The organism is uncultured Desulfovibrio sp., from assembly GCF_944324935.1.
Classification (GTDB): Bacteria; Desulfobacterota; Desulfovibrionia; order Desulfovibrionales; family Desulfovibrionaceae; genus Desulfovibrio.
Genome location: NZ_CALUYG010000049.1, coordinates 1 through 19,458, shown reverse-complemented (window position 1 = coordinate 19,458; position 19,458 = coordinate 1). Strand labels below are relative to the sequence as shown.

The 19,458-nt window shown below is 63.5% G+C and carries 16 protein-coding genes; 3 read left to right on the top strand and 13 right to left on the bottom strand.

Annotated elements, in window-relative coordinates:
- The 4 genes from Q0J54_RS10415 to Q0J54_RS10400 all read right to left on the bottom strand — a co-directional run.
- Positions 1–333: phage tail protein (locus Q0J54_RS10415; protein ID WP_296305454.1), on the bottom strand; the 333-nt coding region annotated here is incomplete at its 3' end.
- A 23-nt stretch (positions 334–356) separates the two neighbouring features.
- Entirely contained in the window at positions 357–1,481 is a 1,125-nt protein-coding gene (locus Q0J54_RS10410) for a TrbI/VirB10 family protein (RefSeq protein WP_296305452.1), read from the bottom strand.
- Positions 1,468–2,337 (bottom strand): DotH/IcmK family type IV secretion protein, encoded by an 870-nt coding sequence (locus tag Q0J54_RS10405; RefSeq protein ID WP_296305449.1) that lies wholly within the window; start codon positions 2,335–2,337, stop codon positions 1,468–1,470. The genes Q0J54_RS10410 and Q0J54_RS10405 overlap by 14 nt, the downstream gene beginning before the upstream one ends.
- 9 nt (positions 2,338–2,346) lie before the next feature.
- Positions 2,347–3,747 (bottom strand): site-specific integrase, encoded by a 1,401-nt coding sequence (locus tag Q0J54_RS10400; RefSeq protein ID WP_296305447.1) that lies wholly within the window; start codon positions 3,745–3,747, stop codon positions 2,347–2,349.
- A gap of 329 nt (positions 3,748–4,076) precedes the next feature.
- Here Q0J54_RS10400 and coaE point away from each other — a divergent pair, with 329 nt between their 5' ends.
- From coaE to ybaK, 3 genes are all read left to right on the top strand, one after another.
- Entirely contained in the window at positions 4,077–5,660 is a 1,584-nt protein-coding gene (gene coaE, locus Q0J54_RS10395) for a dephospho-CoA kinase (protein ID WP_296305445.1), read from the top strand.
- Positions 5,661–5,803: 143 nt separating this feature from the next.
- Positions 5,804–7,834, top strand: coding sequence for an ATP-binding protein (locus tag Q0J54_RS10390; RefSeq protein ID WP_296305442.1), 2,031 nt, complete (start codon positions 5,804–5,806; stop codon positions 7,832–7,834).
- Positions 7,831–8,328: a Cys-tRNA(Pro) deacylase gene (gene ybaK, locus Q0J54_RS10385; RefSeq protein WP_296305440.1), complete on the top strand. Its 498-nt coding sequence runs from the start codon at positions 7,831–7,833 to the stop codon at positions 8,326–8,328. Before Q0J54_RS10390 ends, ybaK begins: the two co-directional genes overlap by 4 nt.
- A 98-nt stretch (positions 8,329–8,426) precedes the next feature.
- Here ybaK and Q0J54_RS10380 read toward each other — a convergent pair whose 3' ends face one another.
- The 9 genes from Q0J54_RS10380 to rfaE2 all read right to left on the bottom strand — a co-directional run bounded on the left by Q0J54_RS10380 (position 8,427) and on the right by rfaE2 (position 19,121).
- Positions 8,427–8,615: a rubredoxin gene (locus tag Q0J54_RS10380; protein WP_296305438.1), complete on the bottom strand. Its 189-nt coding sequence runs from the start codon at positions 8,613–8,615 to the stop codon at positions 8,427–8,429.
- Positions 8,616–8,709: 94 nt separating this feature from the next.
- Positions 8,710–9,246 carry a bacterioferritin gene (locus Q0J54_RS10375; RefSeq protein WP_296305436.1) on the bottom strand — a complete coding sequence of 179 codons (537 nt, stop codon included), beginning with the start codon at positions 9,244–9,246 and terminating at the stop codon, positions 8,710–8,712.
- A gap of 177 nt (positions 9,247–9,423) precedes the next feature.
- Positions 9,424–9,834: a Fur family transcriptional regulator gene (locus Q0J54_RS10370; RefSeq protein ID WP_296305434.1), complete on the bottom strand. Its 411-nt coding sequence runs from the start codon at positions 9,832–9,834 to the stop codon at positions 9,424–9,426.
- Between the two features lie 46 nt (positions 9,835–9,880).
- Positions 9,881–11,218 (bottom strand): DUF4147 domain-containing protein, encoded by a 1,338-nt coding sequence (locus Q0J54_RS10365; protein ID WP_296305432.1) that lies wholly within the window; start codon positions 11,216–11,218, stop codon positions 9,881–9,883.
- 530 nt (positions 11,219–11,748) lie between these two features.
- Complete coding sequence (locus tag Q0J54_RS10360; protein WP_296305429.1) at positions 11,749–12,336, bottom strand: formylmethanofuran dehydrogenase subunit E family protein; 588 nt, start codon at positions 12,334–12,336, stop codon at positions 11,749–11,751.
- 327 nt (positions 12,337–12,663) lie between these two features.
- Positions 12,664–13,602: a formate dehydrogenase accessory protein FdhE gene (locus Q0J54_RS10355; RefSeq protein ID WP_296305428.1), complete on the bottom strand. Its 939-nt coding sequence runs from the start codon at positions 13,600–13,602 to the stop codon at positions 12,664–12,666.
- Between the two features lie 77 nt (positions 13,603–13,679).
- Positions 13,680–14,327 (bottom strand): 4Fe-4S dicluster domain-containing protein, encoded by a 648-nt coding sequence (locus Q0J54_RS10350; RefSeq protein WP_296305426.1) that lies wholly within the window; start codon positions 14,325–14,327, stop codon positions 13,680–13,682.
- A gap of 12 nt (positions 14,328–14,339) precedes the next feature.
- Positions 14,340–17,372, bottom strand: coding sequence for a formate dehydrogenase-N subunit alpha (gene fdnG, locus Q0J54_RS10345; RefSeq protein ID WP_296305424.1), 3,033 nt, complete (start codon positions 17,370–17,372; stop codon positions 14,340–14,342).
- Between the two features lie 276 nt (positions 17,373–17,648).
- A complete protein-coding gene (rfaE2, locus tag Q0J54_RS10340; protein ID WP_296305422.1) occupies positions 17,649–19,121 on the bottom strand; it encodes a D-glycero-beta-D-manno-heptose 1-phosphate adenylyltransferase in 1,473 nt (490 codons plus the stop codon).
- Positions 19,122–19,458 lie beyond the last annotated feature (337 nt).

The window sequence follows — 19,458 nt, the reverse complement described above, 5'->3', positions numbered from 1 at the left end:
GGAGCCGTACCCACGCAGGAACAATCCCCTCAGATCGGGGACTCGTCCGCCAAGCAGCGCGAACAGTTCCGGGTAGGCTGTCTGCGATATGGTTTGTCCGTTGCATTCCAGCCAGTTATAAGAGCCGTCGGGATTTTGCCAATCCGCCGGATTCTGGGCCACTGGCCAGGAGATGATCGTGCCCACAGGGATGGAGCTGATGGGCTTGGCCGTGACCTTGACCGTGGTGGGGTTGAATGATGTCGCGTCAGCGGCATGGGCGGCGGTGAGCGGAAAGACGATCGTCGCTGCCGCTGCCGCGCAAAGAATGAATTTGTTGGCGGTGTTGCGCATTTTTGTTCCTTTTCACTGCTTTGTCACTGCTTTGTGTTCAAGACAAGTACGCCGATGGGGCAGCCGGAGGCCAGGCGCACAGTCGGTGGACGGTTGAATCCCTGCTCAAAGACACGCCCGGCTCGCTGTCCGACTTTCCCAGCGGCTATCCAAGCCTGATCTTCGAGCGAGTAATCGTTCCAAACCATTTGGTCGGACGTGCCGTTGTAGTTCCCGTATACCGTGCTCTCCGCGCCGCTGTACCGCTTGGCTTCACCGAAGCCTTCAAGGAATGAGGCGGCAATCAGACCACCCCAGCGTTCCAGAAAATGCGTATCCACGGAACTGGCCACGGATACTTCCGTGGTTTCCGGATCCACGGCATACGCCTCGATGCCGACAGACGATCCATCAGGCAGAACGGCCCTGGTGAACGTCAGCACGAGCCGCTCATCCAACCGCTGGAATTTACCGATGAAGCGAGTTTTTCTGAGCTTTCCAGTCGAGACCGTAGCCATGACGGCGGACGGAACGTCGGAGTTCACCGCCGTGTCCACGACCGCATAGAGCATGTCGCCGGGCTGCAAGGGAATGGCCGCCGGCTGTGTCTCCGGTTGTGGCGCGGGGGCCTCCTCACTCCTTTGCGGCTCCTTTTCCGCAGCCGCGAAGTCGTACTGATAGACGATGGCTCCCTGGGTGGATGTCAGCGCGGCCAGCCGCGCTTCCATCGAATTCATTTCCTCCAGCATCCGTTTACGTAGGTCTTCATTGGTTTTGGCGGCCCGTGCTGGTTTTGGCAAACCGGGAGAGACAGGAACGGGTTGCTGTGGAGCCTGTGCGGGAGCTTCCCTGGTCGGAGTCAGCAGAGGACGAGGTTGGGCTTGCCGTCCGATCGGCGGCGCTATGTGGCTTTCCCCTGTCCTGGCGGCCAGTTCCGCCTGTTCCGCACTGAGTTGTCCAAGTCGGGCGTTGTATTCCGGCGAACCTTCGCCTCCAGCGCCCCCTTGGATGCGATCTCCCGGCGCGGCCTTCATTTCCGATGGAGGTGCATCGTTCGCTTGAAATGTGACACCCAATATTGCCAATGCGGCCACGCCGCCGATAATCGCAACTCCCGTGAGGATCTTTTTTCCCCGTGGCGTTGCGACCGCTGTCTCACTTTTCGACATCTTCGATCCTCACAGTTTGCACCTTGCCGTTTTTGGACAGCGATATACGAGGCGTCAGCGGCAGCTCGTAGCACTTGATGCCGCCCGCGCCGTTCACGACGGATGTCCACGCGGGCCAGATGATCGTATGCGTCGTCCTCACATAGTGGACTCCATTGTATTTCCAGATCGTCAGATCCCGATCCTGTGGCGATACCCTCACCCGCGTCGCTTCAGCGGGCGGCACATGGTCAAGGAAACTGAGCATGTCGGAGTTGACGGTCTCCTTGATGTCCCTTGTCAATGGAGCCTGGGCGTTCGGCCCCTGGTGAGCAAGCTGGAACAGCACCATACTGTCAGCCGTTCGGTCGGTAGAACGGACGGAATCGCTTTTCAGGCTGATCACAAGAGGGATGTCGAACTTGGCCAGCGTGACAACCAGGTTCGCCGAAGCGTATGCCTGAAGGGGCATGACGTTCAGCAGGTTGCCTTCCGGCAGCTCAGGGCGCAGCACCTGAAAAGCTTGTGGGCCGCCATTGGTTACGGACGTGACGGGCCACGGCTGCCCCGTGCTGTCATGAAAGACCAGGGATGTGGCAATATTGGCGGTCGTCCGCACGGATACCGGTGATTGACCGGGCTCCAGCGATACCCGCACCGTCCTGCTCCGCAAGGTTGGTGGAGCGGGTTGCAGCGCCTTTTCCCTCTCATCCGAGCGTGATCGGTACTCTTCTATCTGCTCGCCGCCCAGCGGCAGCATCTGCCGCAGTGACTCCTGAAAAAGCTTCTGAGCATCATCCTGCCCGGCTTCCGCCGCGAGGCACAAACCGGGCAGGAACAGACCGCCTATGGCAAAAATGGCAATTTTTCGTTTCATGGGAACCTGTTAGAGCGTATTCAGCGCCTCACGCTCGATATTGGGGGAAAGCTTGGCATACCGTTGCGTCATCTGTGGGCTTTTGTGCCCGGCAAGCTGGCTGATCGTATAGAGCGGCACGCCCTTCATGGCCAGCCAGGAACAGAAGGTATGCCGCAGCGTGTGAAAAACCACCTTCCGCCACGAGTCCGTCACGCCATCGTTCAGTCCTATTTGCTCAACGACCTTGGCAAAATTTTTCTCAACGGCCTGCCGTGACACCCTGATGCACAGTTCTCCGCCCTCCCTGTTTTTCAGAAACGTGAAAAGTCCGACAAGACTGTCGTGGATGATGACGGTTCGCTGTCCCGTCTTCCCATCCACGCTGGCGACCTTTGCTGTCAGATCGATGTCGTGACGCCGCAGGGACATGATCTCCCCCAGCCGCATGCCGGAGTAGAGGGAGATCCGTGCGCAGTAGTAGGCTTCATGGTTCGTCATGCACAGCCCATCAAGCAGCCTGCTGGCGTCTTCAGGCGTCAGCCACTTGTCCCGCTCCCTGTCCGCATTCTTGAAACGCACGGTGGCCGCCAGATTCTCGACCCTGCGCACCATGCCCCATTCATTCCCCTTCTTCAGCAGCATCTCAAGGAAGTTGAGGATCATGTTGATATAGGCTTTCGACAGGTTGCCACTCCCGTGGCGCTTCTCCACTGTCGCCAGCTCGGCGCGGAAGCTCTCAATGTCAAGCCTGCCGATGGAGTCGGCCTGCCTTGAACCGAATTTAGGGCCGATGTGCTGGCGGTAGGCTCCGGTGATGACGCTGCCGTTCTTCAAAAGCGGCAGGCATAGTATCTCGTACTTTGCCCATACGTCATCCACGGAGACGACCCTCCTGACCTGCGGCTGGTCTCCCACATACGTGCCCTCAGCGCGATCTCCCTTGGCAAAAACTTCGGGATGTCGCATCTGCCGGATGCGCAGGCCGCGTATTTCCGCTGCCGTGAGCGCGTTGTAGCCTTCCGAGAGCCAACCAAGCTTCTCCAGGACTTTCTTGCCGTCACGCTTCAGGGTGATGTAGAAGCAGCGATCCGGTGTCCCGTCAGAGAGCGTATGTTTTTTCGACTCACGCATGTAGACGCCGGGATAGCGTGTCTTCACTCGGCAGCTTTCCGTTCTTCGCCTCGATTTCCGGGGAGGTATCCGCCGCTGTTCCTCTTCCACGCGAAGACGGCGGATCTCCACGGCATCCTCAAGGGTATACCCCTCGGATGCCCAGCCGATATGTTCCCAGCTGAATTTCCTGTTCTTCATGAACGAGATGAAGATGCTGTAGTCCGGCGTGTCGTCCGCCAGCTTCCGATGGGTGGACTCCCGCGTGTAGACGCCGGTGTACCGAGTCTTCTTTTTGGACGTCGGTGACTGTTCCATGCTCCCCCCTTTGACAATTTTCTCGATTCAAGATAGGTAGCTTGCACGCTGCACTGGTTTTGCTCAAAAAAAGAGTAGAGAAAACCGGGGAAAACAAAAAAGCTAGGTAAATCTCAACAGTTTGATTTTGCCCGCTTTTTTGGCAAGAAACAAGCCCCCGAAACCTAGCACAAAAATTTCGAGGGCTTGACATTTGAAAAGTTTTTAAAAATCGAGTTGTTACAAACTCGCTGTCACGGCTTTTTGCTAGGTATTACTTCTTTGCAAAAAAGTCCCCTTCCTTCCCCCCGCCCAACCATGCCATCATGCGCGACTCTCTCAGGAAAAACATGATGGAAGGACTTCGCTTTCAGGTGGATGGAGAGGCAGGCGAGCGCCTTGACCGGGTGCTGCATGCCCGACTGAACGGCATATCGCGGGCGGCGGTACAGAAGGCCATCGCGGCCGGGCATTGTCGTATCGACGGGCTGGCGGTCGTCTCGGCGGCCTGCAAAGTACGCCGGGGACAGATGGTCGAACTGGATCTGCCGCGAGCCGACAGTCCGCTGGAGGCTGAGGCGGCGGAGCTGGAGGTGCTCTTTCAGGATGCCCACCTTGTGGTGTGCAACAAGCCTGCCGGGCTGACGGTGCATCCCTGTCCGTCCTGCCCCGAGGGGACGCTGGTGCATCGCCTGTTGCATCATTTTCCGCAAGTGCGGCAGATGGAGGGCCTGCGGCCGGGCATCGTGCATCGTCTGGACAAGGACACCAGCGGGCTGCTGCTGGTGGCGCTGGATGAGGCGACGCGCCTGCGCCTTGCCGAGGCCTTTGCCGAGCGGACGGTGGCCAAGAGTTACCTGGCGCTGGTGCAGGGGACGCCTCCGCCGACGGGGACCTGCCGCGAACCGGTGGGGCGACATCCCACGGTCAAGGTCAAGATGGCCGTGGTGGCGGAGTCCCGGGGCGGGCGCAGCGCCCATACGGACTGGCGCGTGCTCTGGACGGCGGCGGACAGGAGCTGCTCCCTGCTGCTGGTGCGTATCCATACCGGACGCACGCATCAGATCCGTGTGCATATGGCGCATCTGGGCCATCCGCTGCTGGGGGATGCCCTTTATGCCCCGCCGCCGGTACGGGCGCGCGCGCCGCGCCAGATGCTGCACGCCTGGCGGCTGGAGTTTACGCATCCGTGGAGCGGCGAGCCCATGCGCTTTACGGCGCCGCTGCCGGAGGACATGCTTGCCTGTGCCGCCGAGGCCGGGGGCTGTACGCGGCGGCTTGTGGTCACGGGCAATCCGGGGTGCGGCAAATCCACTGTCTGCGCCGCGCTGGAGCGCCTCGGCGTGCCGGTCATCAGCGCGGATGCCGTGGTCCATGAGCTGTATGCGCCGCGCGGGCTCATGGCCCGCTGGCTGGGCGAGCGGCGGCCCGATCTGCTGGCCGCGGACGGCGGCATTGACCGGTCGGCGCTGCGTCCGGCCATGCGGCACGATCCTCTGTTGCGGCAGGATGTGGAGGCGCAGGCGCATGAACTGGTGCGCCGTCGCATCACGGCCTTCTGGGAACAGGCGGAAGCGCGCGGCGAGGCCGTGGCCGCCGCGGAGATCCCGCTGTATTTTGAATGCGGCTGGCAGAAGGACACCTTCACGCCCCGTCCCCTGAGCCTGTGCGTCACCTGTCCCGTCGATCTGCGACGCCGACGCGTCATGGCCGGACGCGGCTGGAGCGCGGAACATTTCGACGCCATCGAGGCCTGGCAGTGGCCGGAAGCGCAAAAAGCCGCCCAGAGCGATCGGATCCTTGCCAATACGGAAGGCGTCGGATCTCTTGACGTGCAACTGGAGGCCCTCCTGAAAGGGATTGTGCAGGATCGGGATGAACGGCGTCGCCTGCTGCGGGAACGCTGGCAAACCCTGCTTGCCGGTCTGGCATGAGCCGGCGGAACGGCGTCGCCACCTTTGCCTCTTCCGCCACATGCCGCTTTGCTTGCGCCATCCGGCCGGTATCTCGCCAGCTTGACAATGAACGTCAGACCCGGCATAATGAAAAACCCTCCTTCCCCCCCGTTGGAGTATGGATGACACAAGCATGCTCTCAGTCTCAGGACGACCTGGAGCTCGTTGCTGCCCTCTCCCGCATCGCGCTTTCGTGTGAAGAGGTTTCCACTTTCTGGAGAGGAGCCCTGGAAACCATCGGCACGGCCCTTTCCTGCCAGAGCGCCTATGGCGTGCTCTTCATCCCGGGGCGGGCCGATCAGTCGGAGCTCTGGCTCGCCGAGCCCCTGGCGTCCGACGCCGAAGCCTCTCTGCGCATGGCGCTCACGGCTTTCGTGGCCCTGCGCGAAATGCAGCTTGCCGAAGATTTTGAACCGCCTGCGGCCTGCCGGGACGACGAGCTGCGCGCCCAGCTTGCGGCATGCGGCATCGGCGCCATGTACAGCCTGCCGCTGCGCCACAAAAACGAACTCATCGGCTATCTTTGTCTGGCCTCGCGAGACAGGGCCCCGGGCAAGCCTGTGGCCGAGCGTCTGCGCAGTCTGGAAGATGTCCTGGCGCTTTCCCTCTCGCATCTTGCTCTTTGCGAACGTCTGCAGCGGCACAATGACCGCCTGTACAGCCTGTTCGACTCCTTCACCGCGCCCGTCTACGTCGCCGATCTGCATACCCATGAGATCCTTTTTGCCAACAAATGCATCAAGGACGTCTTCCCGCTCGGCGAAGCCGGCGAGAATCTCTGCTACAAGCGCCTGCAGGGCTATGCCAACCCCTGTCATTTCTGCACCAATGATGTACTGCCCGATGACGGGACCCCCTATCGCTGGACGCACGAGAATCCCCTTACCCACCGGATCTATACGGTCATCGACCGCAAGGTGCGCTGGGAGGACGAGCGCCTTGTCCGCCTTTCCATCGCGCTGGACATCACGGACTCCATCCGTGCCCAGGAAGAAAAGCGCAAGGCCGTCATGGCCTCGGAAGCCAAGAGCGAATTCCTGGCCCAGATGAGCCATGAGATCCGCACGCCGCTCAATGGCATCATCGGGCTGACCCATCTGGCCATGCAGGACAGCCCGGAGGATCAGCGGGGCTATCTGCGCAAGATCCGCCATTCCGCCACGAGCCTCCTGACGCTGGTCAACGATCTGCTGGATCTTTCCAAGATCGAGGCTCGCAAGATGGTGTTGGAACACAGCGACTTCATCCTGCAGGACGTGCTGGACTTCGCGCATGTCGCCGTCCAGTACCAGATGCAGCAAAAGGGGCTCGACTGGCACTGCCGTATCGACAAGAACGTGCCGCGCCGCCTGCATGGCGACAATCAGCGCCTGCGACAAATCCTGCTCAACCTGTTGAGCAACGGCGTCAAATTCACCACCAGCGGGTCCATTTCCGTCAGCGTCGCCCGGCAGCGCGAAAACAATCAGGACTGGCTGTACTTTACCGTTTCCGATACGGGCAAGGGCATCAGCAAGGAATTCCTCGAACATATCTTCGAGCCCTACTCGCAGGAAGACGCCAGCATCTCCCGCCGTTTCGGCGGCACGGGCCTGGGCCTTGCCATCTGCAAGCATATCGCCGATCTCATGGGCGGCAGCATCTGGTGTGACAGCACGCCGGGCCAGGGGACGACCTTCCATCTGCGCATCCCCTGCGTGGAGGCCGCCATCGAGGACGAATCCCCCGTGGAAATGAGCATGGCGGATCTGCCCTGCGGGCTGCCGGACGGGGTGAACATCCTGCTGGTGGAGGACAACACCGTCAATCAGGAGATCGCCTGCTCCCTGCTCATCCGCATGGGCGCGCACTGCGCCGTTGCGCACAACGGACGCCAGGCCATCGACATGGCGCTGCACGGGGCCTATGATTGCATTCTCATGGACGTGGTCATGCCTGAAATGGACGGCATCGCCGCCACTGCCGAGATCATCCGGCGGGCCGACGAGCTGCGCAAGACGGTTCCGCCCATTATTGCCCTGACCGCCGACCACACCCCGCCCCTGCTGAAAAAACTGCATGATGCCGGCATGACGGACGTTCTCTTCAAACCCATCGACCCCGTGATGCTCTTCAACAAGCTCATCCAGTGGACCAGCCCGGCGGACGCATGAGCAAGGCCCTCCGTATCGCCAAGACCAATGCCGCACGCCTGCTTGACCGTATGGGCCTGCCTTATGCGCTGTTGAGCGTCCCGGTGGATGAGAGCGATCTTTCCGCCGTCACCGTGGCCGAGCGTCTGGGCGTTGATCCGGCCTGCGTCTTCAAGACGCTTGTCGCCCGGGGGGACCGTACCGGCATCCTCATGGCCTGCATCCCCGCGGCGGCTGAGCTGGACCTCAAGGCGCTGGCCGAGGCTTCCGGCAACAAGCATGTGGAGATGGTCCACCTCAAGGAAGTCTTCCCCCTCACCGGCTATATCCGGGGCGGCTGTTCTCCTCTGGCCGCCAAAAAGGCCTACCCGGTCTTTCTGGACGACAGCGCCGCCCGCCATGCCCAGATCCATGTGAGCGCCGGTCAGCGGGGCGTGCAGCTGCGCCTTGCCCCCGCCGTCCTGCAACAGGCGGCCCATGTGGTCCTTGCGCCCCTCTGCCGGGCGAAGGACTGAGCCCCTCTCCCTGCCGCAGACAAAAAAACGGCGATCCGGGCTTCCCCGTATCGCCGTTCAGCATTTCTTTTCGGACAGACGCCGTGCGGCGTCCCGTTCTAGGCTTCGTCGCTCAGGCGGCGGAAGTTCTTCTTGCTGGCGCCGCACACCGGACAGCACCAGTCATCAGGCAGATCCTCGAATTTTGTCCCCGCCGGGATCTTGTGCCGGCGATCGCCGCGGTCAGGGTCATAGACGTAGCCGCAATTGGCCACAGGGCAACGCCACATATCCTTGGCATCAGCCATGCTGCATGCTCCTTTCTTTGCTTATGCTGTCTGCTCCACACAGCGGCGGAACACCGTGTGCCGGCCAGTCCGGCACGGGAAAAAATCGCCGTTCCTACGCCTGATTGCCTCCATTCTGCACAAAGCCCTTGGAGGGGCCGGTGCTGGACGGCGTGCCGGCGATCTTGGCCAGATAGACCGCGCCAAGCGATTTGATGTGCTCGGCGATATTGTCGTAATAGTTCATGTGGGCCTGCTCTTCGTCGATGATGCGCTCAAAGAGGCGGGCCGTGATGATGTCGCCGTTTTCGTTGCATACCTTGATGAAACCGTTGTAGGCGTCGATGGTGGCATCTTCACGGGCGGCATCGCCCTCGTACATGGCAAGCACTTCTTCGCCGGTCTTGATCTTGCCGTCCTTTTCGCTGGTGGGCTCGCCGCCGAGTTCCTTGATGCGTTCGGCAAAGGCTTCGGCGTGCTTCATCTCGTCGATGGCGATGAGTTTCATGTTGGCGGCCAGTTCGCCGTAATCCAGGCTGTCGAGGCTGTAATGCTGGTTCATATACTGGTGCACCGCATAAAGCTCCATGCTGCGCGCCTTGTTCAGCACCTCAATGACATTGGCCTTGCGTTCCTTGCGATCCTTGCTCATTCCGCATCCTTCCTGTTGGTGTTGGAGTTGCTGTGGGAAATTGCCACCGCCCCCGCTGTCGCCTGGAGCCGCAAACAGATGACGGGCCCTCCTGACGGATGGCCCGCCCTGCATACTGCGACAGGCACACAGGGAGACAGGTGCAAGGCTACACCGTCGCCCCGGCAAAAGCAAAGCCTATTGTCTGCCCGTGGCGGCCAGCGCCGCGCACTCCTCGCACAGGCCGTCAAATTCCACCCGTGCGGCATGGAGGCAATGGAAGCCCGGGACCTCGATCCCTTCCACCGACGGCTCCGGCACGGGCGGCATCACATCGCCGATGCGGCCGCACGAAACGCAGCGCACATGCTGATGGGCGGAGATGTCGCCGTCAAAACGCTTGGTGCTGCCCGACGCCTCCAGCCGGCGGATGGTCCCGTTGTCAGCCAGAAAATCCAGGTTGCGGTACACCGTGCCCAAGCTGATGCGCGGCAGACGCTGCCGCACCATACCATAAAGCTCATCCGCCGTGGGATGGGTTTTCGTCTTGCGCAGCTCTTCCAGGATGACCGCTCGCTGCCGGGTCATCCGTGTCTGTACATGAGCCATGACTTCCTCCAGTTTCAATAACTATTACTGATAGGAAGAAAATCTGTCAAGCCCTGCTTCCACTCGTCTGTGATTCCACGCACAGAATCGCCATATCCATCACATTGGTCAGCGTCGGCCCGGTACGCCACAAAAGGCCCGCCTGAGCCAGCGCCGTATAACTATCGTTCTCTTCCAGCAGCTCCCGCGCTGCCGCCTCCCGGCCGGCCAGGGCCCGGCCGGCGGCAAAGCCGCCCGCGGCATCCGTGGGGCCGTCCGTGCCGTCCGTCCCCGCAAAAAGCGCCGTCACCCTGTCGCCCGGGTCCCTCTCGAGCAAGGACAGGGCCGCCGCCAGCGCCATCTCCTGGTTGCGCCCTCCCCTTCCCGTCCCGCGCAGCGTCACCGTGCATTCGCCGCCGGCAAGATAGCAGAACGTCCGCCCCTCCTCACCGTAACGGCGCGCCGCCTCGCAGGCCTCCTCCACCAGCCGCACGCCGCATTCCCGCGCCTCGCCCGTATACGGCCGCTCCCGCACATGGACCGCCATGCCCAGCTCCCGCGCCGCCTGAGCCGCCGCCGCCAGCGCCTGCCCGTTGCCCGCCACGATACGCGTGCACACCCTGTCGAACAGGGGGTCCCCGGCCTTGGGCGTCTCCGGCCGCCGGCCGGCCGCGCCCTCATGCAGGATGTCCACCAGGGTCGCTGGCAATGCCCTCTCCAACCCGTAGCGCGCCACCAGCTCCAGGCATCCCGCAAAGGTCGAGGCGTCCGGCGAGGTGGGCCCGGACGCAATGACCCCCATGTCGTCGCCGATGACGTCCGAGACCAGAAAACTCAGCACCCGCGCCGGAGCCGCCGCCCGCGCCAGCTGCCCTCCCCCGAACAGCGACAAATGCTTGCGAAAGGCATTCATCTCCTGAATGGTCGCCCCGCAGGCCAGCAGCCTTGTCGTCAGACGCTGCATGTCCTCCAGCGTCACCCCTGGAACGGGCGCGGGCGTCAGCGCGCTCGCCCCGCCCGTAAACAGGCAGATGACCAGGTCGTCGACTCCCGCGCCTTCCGCCAGCCGCAAGATATGCCGCGTCGCCGCCTGGCCGGCCGCGTCCGGCACAGGATGCGCCGCCTCGTACACCTCTGTCCGCCCCAGCGGCATGCCATGTCCGTACTTGACGATGATCGCCCCCGTATCCATGCGGTCGCCCAGCAGCTCCTCCACCGCCTTCGCCAGCGGCGCGGCTCCCTTGCCCGCCCCGATGACCAGCACCCGCCCCCGCTCCGGCAGCGGCCATATTTCTCCGTCCACGCACAGCGCGTCGCCCTCGCACCGCACATGCCGCCGCAAGGCCGCATCCGGCGCCACCGCCGCCAGCCCCGCCCGAAAGATCCTCTCCAGATGCTGCCGCATGCTGTGTTTGTCCTTTTTTGTGGTGGTTATTTTTTGCGGGGGGAAGAAGGGCGTTTTGCAAAAAGCCCCCTCCTTTCCCCCCGCGCCCCCTTTCCTCCCGCAAAAACTCTTGCCGGGGAGGATGAAAGGGAGCCTGCCCTCCCCGGGCGTCCCCCGCCCGCCAGTCTCCCGGCGGCATCAAAAAGAAAGGGCAGCGTACATGACTGCCATGTTTTCAGGAAAAAGAGAGAAGCGCAAGTTCCCTGGAGCATTTTCAGTTTGAAGCGTGTCGCGTTTCAAGCCATAGGGGCTGGCGTTGACACCGTGCCGCCGCCTCGCGTTTTGCCTTTTCCAAAGGGAAAACGCTCGAGCTCATCACGCGGACGTGAGGCGTCGCGTCCTGCACAGGATCAGGCCGGCTTGAGGCGGGTCGTCGTCCTGGGTGGCGCGACGGTTTGTGGCTGGACAGGCAACGTTTTTGGGGGGATGGGGCATGTGGGGGAAAGGGCCCCCTTGTTCACAAGGGGGCCCTTTCCCCACAAAAAAACAACCTACTTCACGCCATGCAGCGCGGCCCAGTCCTCATAGGGGCCAGCCCCCTGGCAGGGGCGGCAGGTGGGGCCGAGTTCAGCGGGATACCATTCGCCGCAGCGGGGGCAGCGGATGACCTGCCCCTTGCCCTTGTGGCGCAGGGCATCGGGGTGGATGCGAGCGGGCGCGGCGGCGAGCAGCGCAAAGCCGGCCTCTCGGATCTCGCGGTGCAGGGCCTCGGAGTCCTGTTCGCGTTTGGGCTTCTCCTTGAAGAACCAGCCGCGCACATTGGGCCAGCGGTCGAGGTGGTCGGCGTCGAGGCGTACGCGTACGCCTTCGCCGGTCTGCTTGTCATAAAGGGTCAGGGCATAGATGCCGAAGTGATAGACCCGCAGCCAGCCATTGCCCACAGTGCAGGGTGTGAGCAGCTGCACGGCGTCGGGCAGACATTGCACGGTCTCCGCCACGGCATCAAAGAGGATACCCTGGGGCAGCGCCCGGCGGGCCATTTCCACCATATAGCCGCCGATGATGACGCCGGGGGCCACATGGCAGTGAAACTTCCTGACTCCTTCCACGAATTCGTCATGCGTCCATGAACCGATCATACTGATCCCTGTTTTTTTTCATGCTGCCGGGGGACGTGCAGGCCGTGCGACGGCCTGCGCGGCGCGACGAACGGCACGGCCCCTGTCCCCACGGCTTGTTCACATAACTTTACCCACCATCTCAACATACTTTCCGCATACCCCGGCATCGCCTGACAAAAGCGCGCTGGGGAAGGGATGGGGAGCCTGGGGGGACCCCCTCCCGCGCCGGGGCGACCCGAAGGCGACCCGCAGGGGCGTGCCCGTTAGGCGACGCAGGAGCCTTACGGGCATCGACAGCAGAGCGAGGGATTCCCCTTCCCCCAAATAACCCATAATATGTAGACGTTAATGCACAGTTTCTTCAGCGGCGCTCACGGCGCGTGCGACGGCCGGGCGCGCGAGACTGAGGGGGGAAGCGCCTTCTTCCTGGGCCAGGGCGTCGAGGTGGCCCATGACGAGGGAGAGGACGTGGCCGAGTTCCAGCGGCATGTCGCGGGGGCGCAGATCGGCTTCCAGGATGTAGTGGCGGCAGGTCTCGCAGATGACGGCTCGCAGGTCGGGCTGTCCGTCCACATAGAGATGGCGCAGGATGCCGTTGCCTTCCGCGCCGCAATGGGGGCAGAGGGTGCGCTTGAAGCGCCAGAGGCGGGCGCAGTGGCCGCATTGCAGGTAGCGGCGGCCCTCCGTGCCGTGGATGAGGCTGATCTCCGCCCGTCCGCCGCAGTAGGGGCAGGTGGCGTCGCCGCTTTCCCGCTCGGGCCGGCCGAGCTGGACCGCGGCCCCTGCCAGCCGGGCGAGCTGCTCGGCAAAGAGGTTCACGGCATCGGCGGGCAGATCATGTTCCTTGCACCAGGTGGAGAGGGCGGGCCGTTTGCGCCCGCGCCGGGCAAGGCAGAGATGGGCGGGCAGCGCGTTGTCGGCGCGGATGGCCGCGCGCAGCCGTTCCCAGACCGGGGCCACGGCGGGGAAGCCCTGCGCGAGAGTATCCAGCAGGGGCTCGGCCCAGCGGTCGGCGCAAGCTGTATCCATGCCGCCTTTCCCGGAGGGAGCGGCGGTCGACGCATCGGCCGTTTCGGCGGCGGAGGCGGCGTCGCGGCGGACGGCCTCAGCGGCGAGGGCGGTCTCGCGCAGACAGAGGACAGGGGCAAAGGCGTCCAGCAGGGCCCGCTGATCCGGGCAGGCCTCGCGCAGGATGTCGATAAGGCGGGCGGTCTTGCCCGTTTCGTCAGGGGCGGCAGCGACGGACGCGGTCGCTTCGGGAGTTGCCGTGGGGCGGGAAGTCATGGGGTATCCTTGTTGGAGGGGTCGCCCCCCTCCGCCGCGGGGCGACGGAACGGGGGGCGACCAGTGGTCAGACAGGGTCAGGCCTTGAGGTGGGTATGGTAGCGCTCGGGATCATCGGTCACGATGAAGATGACTCGCACGCTGTCCGCATCCACTGCCTGAGCCTTGGGATGGGTCTTCTTCAGTTCAGCCACGCGGCGCTGTACTTCGGCGAGGATCTCGTCCCGGTCGCCGAAGACCATCGCCCCGGTGGGGCAGGACTGCACGCAGGCCGGCACCATGCCATTGCTGATGCGGTCGATGCACATGGTGCACTTGACCATGACGCCGGTCTCTTCGTTCTTGCGCGGCACGTTGTAGGGACAGACGCTCTGCGCGGTCTCGAAGTCGTCGTCCTTGCTCCTGGCGGTATAGACCACGGCTCCGGTGGCTTCGTCGTGAATCATGCCGCCTTCCACGCTGGAGCCGGCCAGACAGGGCGGCTCCACGCAATGGCGGCACATGTCGCTGACGAAGTACCAGTAGGGCTTGCCGTCCGCACCGCGACCATCGGCGAAGCGCACCACCTTGTAGGTGCAGCCGTTGAAGTCCGGCGGGTTCTGGTAGGTCCCGGTCTGGGTGGTGGGGCTGGCGGGCAGCCCGTTCCACTGCTTGCAGGCCACCTGGCAGCCACGGCAGCCCGTGCAGCGAGACGTATCAACAATGATGGACTTTCCGTTGCTCATCGTCATCGCTCCTTAGGCTATCTTTTCGATGTTGACCATGAAGGCCTTGTACTCGGGCGTCATGCTGTTGGAGTCGCCGCAGGTGGGCGTCAACAGGTTGGCCGAGTCGCCTCCGGGGGTCATCCAGCCGTAGTTGAAGGTCATGCCCACAAGGTGGACCTTCTTGTCGCCGCACTGGAAGGGCGTGATGCGCGGGGTGACCATGGCCACCGCTTCCACGGAGCCACGGGCGGAGACCACGCGGATCTTGTCGCCGTTCTTGAGGCCGCGTTCCCTGGCGAGCTCTTCGCTCAGCTCCACGTACGCGCCGGGCTGAGCTTCACTCAGCCAGGACTGCCAGCGGGTGAGGGCCCCGGTACACCAGTGTTCGGTACAGGAGTATGTGGTCATCACCAGCGGGAACTTGGCCGAGGCCGAGGCATACACGTCCTTGTCGCTCTCATAGAGGCGCAGGAGCGGCGTATTGCGCTGCCTGGAGAAGGGATGCTTCTCGAAGGGACTCTCCACGGGTTCGTAATGTTCCGGGAAGGGCCCGTCGGCCAGACCCGGCCCGAAGAGGCAGCCCACGCCTTCCGGCCGCATGATGAAGGGCAGCTTGCCGCCCTTTTCGGCCAGCGGCGGCGGCGCGCCGTCCACCACGTCCCCGACCCACTTGCCGTCCTTCCATTCCACAAGGGCGCGCTTGGGGTTCCAGGGCTTGCCGTGGGGGTCCACCGAGGCGCGGTTGTAGATGACGCGGCGGTTGGCCGGCCAGGAGTACGACCATTCGGGATAGAGCCCGAGGCCGGTGGGGTCCTTCTTGCCGCGCCGCTTCATGAGGTTCTGGCCGTCGCGGGTGAAGCTGCCGGAGCAGATCCAGTTTCCGCAGGCGGTGGAGCCGTCGGCCTGGAGCAGCGCGAAGCCGGGCACGCATTCGCCCTTCTTGTAGGCCACGTTATTGATGGTGACGTCGCGGGTGAACACGCCGTTGATGAGGCGCGCCACCTTTTCGGCGTCATAGCGGCCCTTGCCGTCCACCATGTCGGTGAAGACGCCGAGCACCGGCTCGGGGAAGACGCCGCCTTCCTTCTTGTAAAGCTCCTTGAGCTTCATCTGGATGCGATAGATGACGTCGCCGGCGGACAGGCAGTCGCCCGGGGCCTTGGCGGCGGCATACTTCCACTGCATCCAGCGGCCGGAGTTGGCCTGGCTGCCCTCCTTCTCCACAGCGGCGGCCGCCGGCAGGAGGAAGACTTCGGTGCCGACCTTCCTGGGGTCCACGCCGGGCTGCTTCCAGAAGGAGGCCGTCTCGTTGTCGAAGATGTTGAAGTGCACCATCCATTCCAGCTTCTGGAGCGCGGCGCGCACCTTGTTGGAATTGGGGATGCTGCAGGCCGGATTCTGCCCGAAGCAGGAGAAGCCCTTGATGGTGCCCTTGTACATCTCGTCGAAGAGCGGCAGCACCGAGGCATCCTGCCCGTCGTCCAGCTTGGGCAGCCAGTCGAAACCGTAGCCCGTCTCCTTGGGCGCATCGGGGAAGAAGGCCCGCATGAGGCTCACGGCATACTTGTTGTAGTTGCTCTGCCAGTTGAGCGAATCCGGCTCGCCGGTGGTGCGGGCCACGGTCTTGAGATACTTCTCGAAGGAACCGTGCCCCACGCGCGGGGCGGGCAGGTAGCCCGGCAGATTGTAGGACAGCAGGGCATGGTCCGTGGAGCCCTGCACGTTGGGTTCGCCGCGCAGGGCGTTGATGCCGCCGCCGCACACGCCGATATTGCCCAGCAGAAGCTGGATGATGCCGAAGCAGCGGATGTTCTGCACGGCCACGGTGTGGTGGGTCTGCCCAAGGGCGTACATGATGGTCCCCGCCTTGTCCGGGCGGCCCGTGGCGGAGAATGCCTCATAGACCTTCTTCAGGTCTTCCACGGGGGTCCCCGTCACGGCGGAGACGGTCTTCATGTCGTAGCGGCTGTAGTGCTTCTTCAGCAGCTGGAAGACACAATGCCTGTCCTTCAGGCTCTTGTCGCGCTTGAAGGTGCCGTCCGCGTTCTTCTGGTAGGCCCATGTCGTCTTGTCATACTTGCGCTTCTTGGGATCGAAGCCGGAGAACAGGCCGTCCTTGAAGCCGAAGCCCTCGTCCACGAGGAGCGGGGCATTGGTGTAGTTGACCACATAGTCCTTGAAGAACTTGTCGTTTTCGATGATGTAGTTGATCATCCCGCCCAGGAACGCGATGTCCGTGCCCGAACGCAGGGGCGCGTACAGCGAGCAGCGGGCCGACGTGCGGGTGAAGCGCGGGTCCACATGGATGACCGTCGCGCCCTTGTCCTTGGCACGCATGACCCACTTGAAGGAAATGGGATGGTTTTCGGCAGCGTTGCTGCCCTGGATAAGAATACAATCACTGTGCTGAATATCAATCCAGTGATTCGTCATCGCGCCGCGTCCGAACGACTCTGCCAGAGCCGGTACCGTGGGGCCGTGTCAGACCCGGGCCTGGTGCTCAAGATAGACCAGGCCGAGCGAACGGGCGAAGGCGGCGATGTTCCAGCACTCCTCGCTGTCGATGTTGGAGCTGCCCATATGGGCGACGGTTTCCAGACGGTTGACCACCGCGCCGTCCTTGTTCTTCACCATGAAGGAGGCGTCGCGCTCCTTCTTGATGTGGGCGGCTATGCGATCGATGGCGAAATCCCAGTCCTTTTCTTCCCACTTGTCGGCATGGGGCGCGCGGTACAGCACCCTGGTCAGACGATGGGGGTTGGCTTCCGTGGTCTGATAGATGCCCGCGCCCTTGGCGCAGAGGGAACCTTCATTGACCGGATGTTCCGGGTCGCCTTCGATATTGATGATCTTGCCGGTGCTCTTGTCCGTGCTGCAGAGAAGGCCGCAGCCCACGGCGCAATAGCAGCAGATGCTTGTCGTCTGCGCGGCGCTCTTCACCTTGTCGATCTTCTTCAGTTCCTGCGCCATGCCTTCCACAGGCAGAAGGCTCAGGCCCAGCCCGGAAAGCATGATCCCGGCGCCAAGCCCGCAGGAAAGCTTGAGAAACGATCTTCTCTTCATGGATGACTCCTCGTAGGCGCATGGCGACCGCCCCGGCATATCCGTGGCTGGGAATCCGCCATACTGCGAATTGATCCTATCACCCTGCCCCCTCTGGCGCAAGACGGCGGCCGCACAATATGCGGCCCCTTCATGCGTGTCGGACCTGTTGTTTTGCCCTTCGCCGACGCTTTTTTGCGCTCACGGCGAACAGGAAGGACGCCATTTGACGCCAAAGGCTCATCCGGGCTTGCCGGAATGGCCATTTTTCCCCTGCCGGAAAGCTGTCACATTTTTTCAGAAAGCGTGCGGCCCCTGCGCCTTTTCCGGCCCGCCCATGCGCCGGACGAGGCCGGAGGTGCTGCATCCGTCCACCAGAGAGGCCAGATGCACCGTGCCGCCGTAGGCCAGCACCTCGTCCGCGCCCACCACGGTCCGCAGACTGTAGTCGCTGCCCTTGACGAGCACATCCGGCCGCAGGGCGCGGATGAGCTCCAGCGGCGTGTCCTCGTCAAAGAGGATGACCGCATCCACCCCCTTGAGCTGGGCCATGACCAGCGCCCGGCTCTGCTCGTCCTGCACGGGCCGCGACGGCCCCTTGAGCCGGCGCACCGAGGCGTCGCTGTTGAGGGCCACCACCAGCCGGTTGCCCAGATCGGCGCACTGCTGGATGAGGGAGATATGCCCGGGATGGATGAGGTCGAAACAACCGTTGGTGAAGACGATACGCTCGCCCTTGCGTCGCCAGTCCTCCACCTTTTCCCGCAGGGTGGGCAGACTGTAGAGGCGCGGGTTGGCGTCATACTGGCGCTGGGCCATACGCAGTTCCTCAAGGCTTATGGGGGATGTGCCCAGCTTGCCCACGGCCACCCCGGCGGCGGTATTGGCCAGCCGGGCGGCCTCCTCCCAGCCCATGCCTGCCCCCACCCCGGCGGCCAGCACGGCCAGCGCCGTGTCCCCCGCGCCGGAAACGTCCGCCACCTCGCGCGTATGCGCGCGGATGAAGCAGGGCTCCAGCCCTTCGCCAAAGAGCGCCATGCCCTTGGCCCCGCGCGTCAGCAGCAGACGTTCCAGCCCCCAGCGGCGGCACTGGGCAAGCGCCGTTTCGGCGAGCTCCTCGCGCCCGGCAGGCAGGGGGCCGGCCACCTCCGTCAGTTCGGCCGTATTGGGCGTGAGGCAGTGCGCGCCCTCGTAGCGGCTCCAGTCCCGGCCCTTGGGATCCGCCAGCACAGGCATGCCCCGCTCCCGCGCCATGCGGACGAGACGGCGGCACAGGCCGTCCATGCCGCGATGCCCCGCCCCGTCCAGCAGCGCGCCCTTGCCGTAGTCCGAGAGCACCAGCACCGCGCAGCCGTCCAGCAACGGCTCGATGCGCTGCCGGAAGCCCTCCACGGCGGCGGCGTCCGGCGCGTCGCGCACCTCCTCATCCAGCCGCAAGAGCTGCTGGCCCTGGGCCATGACGCGCGTCTTGCAGGTGGTGGTACGCCCCGGCAGGGCGTGGAGCGCATGCTCGATGCCCTCCGCATCCAGCAGACGCCGCAGAGAGTCGGCGGCCGCATCCGTGCCGCAGAGGCCGGCCAGCCGCGTACGCGCTCCCAGCCGGGCCAGGTTGCGCGCCACGTTGGCCGCCCCGCCGGGGACCTCCCAGCGGCTCTCGACGCGGGCCACGGGTATGGGCGCTTCCGGGGAGATGCGCTCCACCGTGGCGCTGATGTAGCGGTCCAGCATGACGTCGCCCACGACCAGGATCTGCACAGAACTGAAATCCATCTTGTCTGCCTTTTTTTACGGGATGTTGCGGCTCGACGCTATCCGTTTCCCGTCCGTGAGGCAAGCGGCGGGGACGGCGGCCGTCGGCAGGCGGATGGTGCGCCCCTGAGAGACGCTGGCCCCGCCGCCGGGAGGCCGACACATTACTTTCTGTGGCAGATTGTAAATTGAAAGTTAACAGAGGGCTTGCCAAAAAACGAAAGCCCCATGACAGTTGTTTTGCAAACAAACACCTCAACAACGAGGAACTGTCATGGGGCGATAACGTACAGAAAGTTTCGCACATTTGAAAAATGGAAGCAGCTCGCCAAACAGGTTAGGATTTGTTTGCGAACAC

Coding starts and splice junctions, on each gene's coding strand:
- Q0J54_RS10360 (WP_296305429.1), bottom strand. CDS start 12,336: ATGATCGGTTCATGGACGCATGACGAATTCGTGGAAGGAGTCAGGAAG.
- ybaK (WP_296305440.1), top strand. CDS start 7,831: ATGAGCAAGGCCCTCCGTATCGCCAAGACCAATGCCGCACGCCTGCTT.
- coaE (WP_296305445.1), top strand. CDS start 4,077: ATGATGGAAGGACTTCGCTTTCAGGTGGATGGAGAGGCAGGCGAGCGC.
- Q0J54_RS10400 (WP_296305447.1), bottom strand. CDS start 3,747: ATGGAACAGTCACCGACGTCCAAAAAGAAGACTCGGTACACCGGCGTC.
- rfaE2 (WP_296305422.1), bottom strand. CDS start 19,121: ATGGATTTCAGTTCTGTGCAGATCCTGGTCGTGGGCGACGTCATGCTG.
- Q0J54_RS10380 (WP_296305438.1), bottom strand. CDS start 8,615: ATGGCTGATGCCAAGGATATGTGGCGTTGCCCTGTGGCCAATTGCGGC.
- Q0J54_RS10355 (WP_296305428.1), bottom strand. CDS start 13,602: ATGACTTCCCGCCCCACGGCAACTCCCGAAGCGACCGCGTCCGTCGCT.
- Q0J54_RS10365 (WP_296305432.1), bottom strand. CDS start 11,218: ATGCGGCAGCATCTGGAGAGGATCTTTCGGGCGGGGCTGGCGGCGGTG.
- Q0J54_RS10350 (WP_296305426.1), bottom strand. CDS start 14,327: ATGAGCAACGGAAAGTCCATCATTGTTGATACGTCTCGCTGCACGGGC.
- Q0J54_RS10405 (WP_296305449.1), bottom strand. CDS start 2,337: ATGAAACGAAAAATTGCCATTTTTGCCATAGGCGGTCTGTTCCTGCCC.
- Q0J54_RS10370 (WP_296305434.1), bottom strand. CDS start 9,834: ATGGCTCATGTACAGACACGGATGACCCGGCAGCGAGCGGTCATCCTG.
- Q0J54_RS10375 (WP_296305436.1), bottom strand. CDS start 9,246: ATGAGCAAGGATCGCAAGGAACGCAAGGCCAATGTCATTGAGGTGCTG.
- Q0J54_RS10410 (WP_296305452.1), bottom strand. CDS start 1,481: ATGTCGAAAAGTGAGACAGCGGTCGCAACGCCACGGGGAAAAAAGATC.
- Q0J54_RS10390 (WP_296305442.1), top strand. CDS start 5,804: ATGACACAAGCATGCTCTCAGTCTCAGGACGACCTGGAGCTCGTTGCT.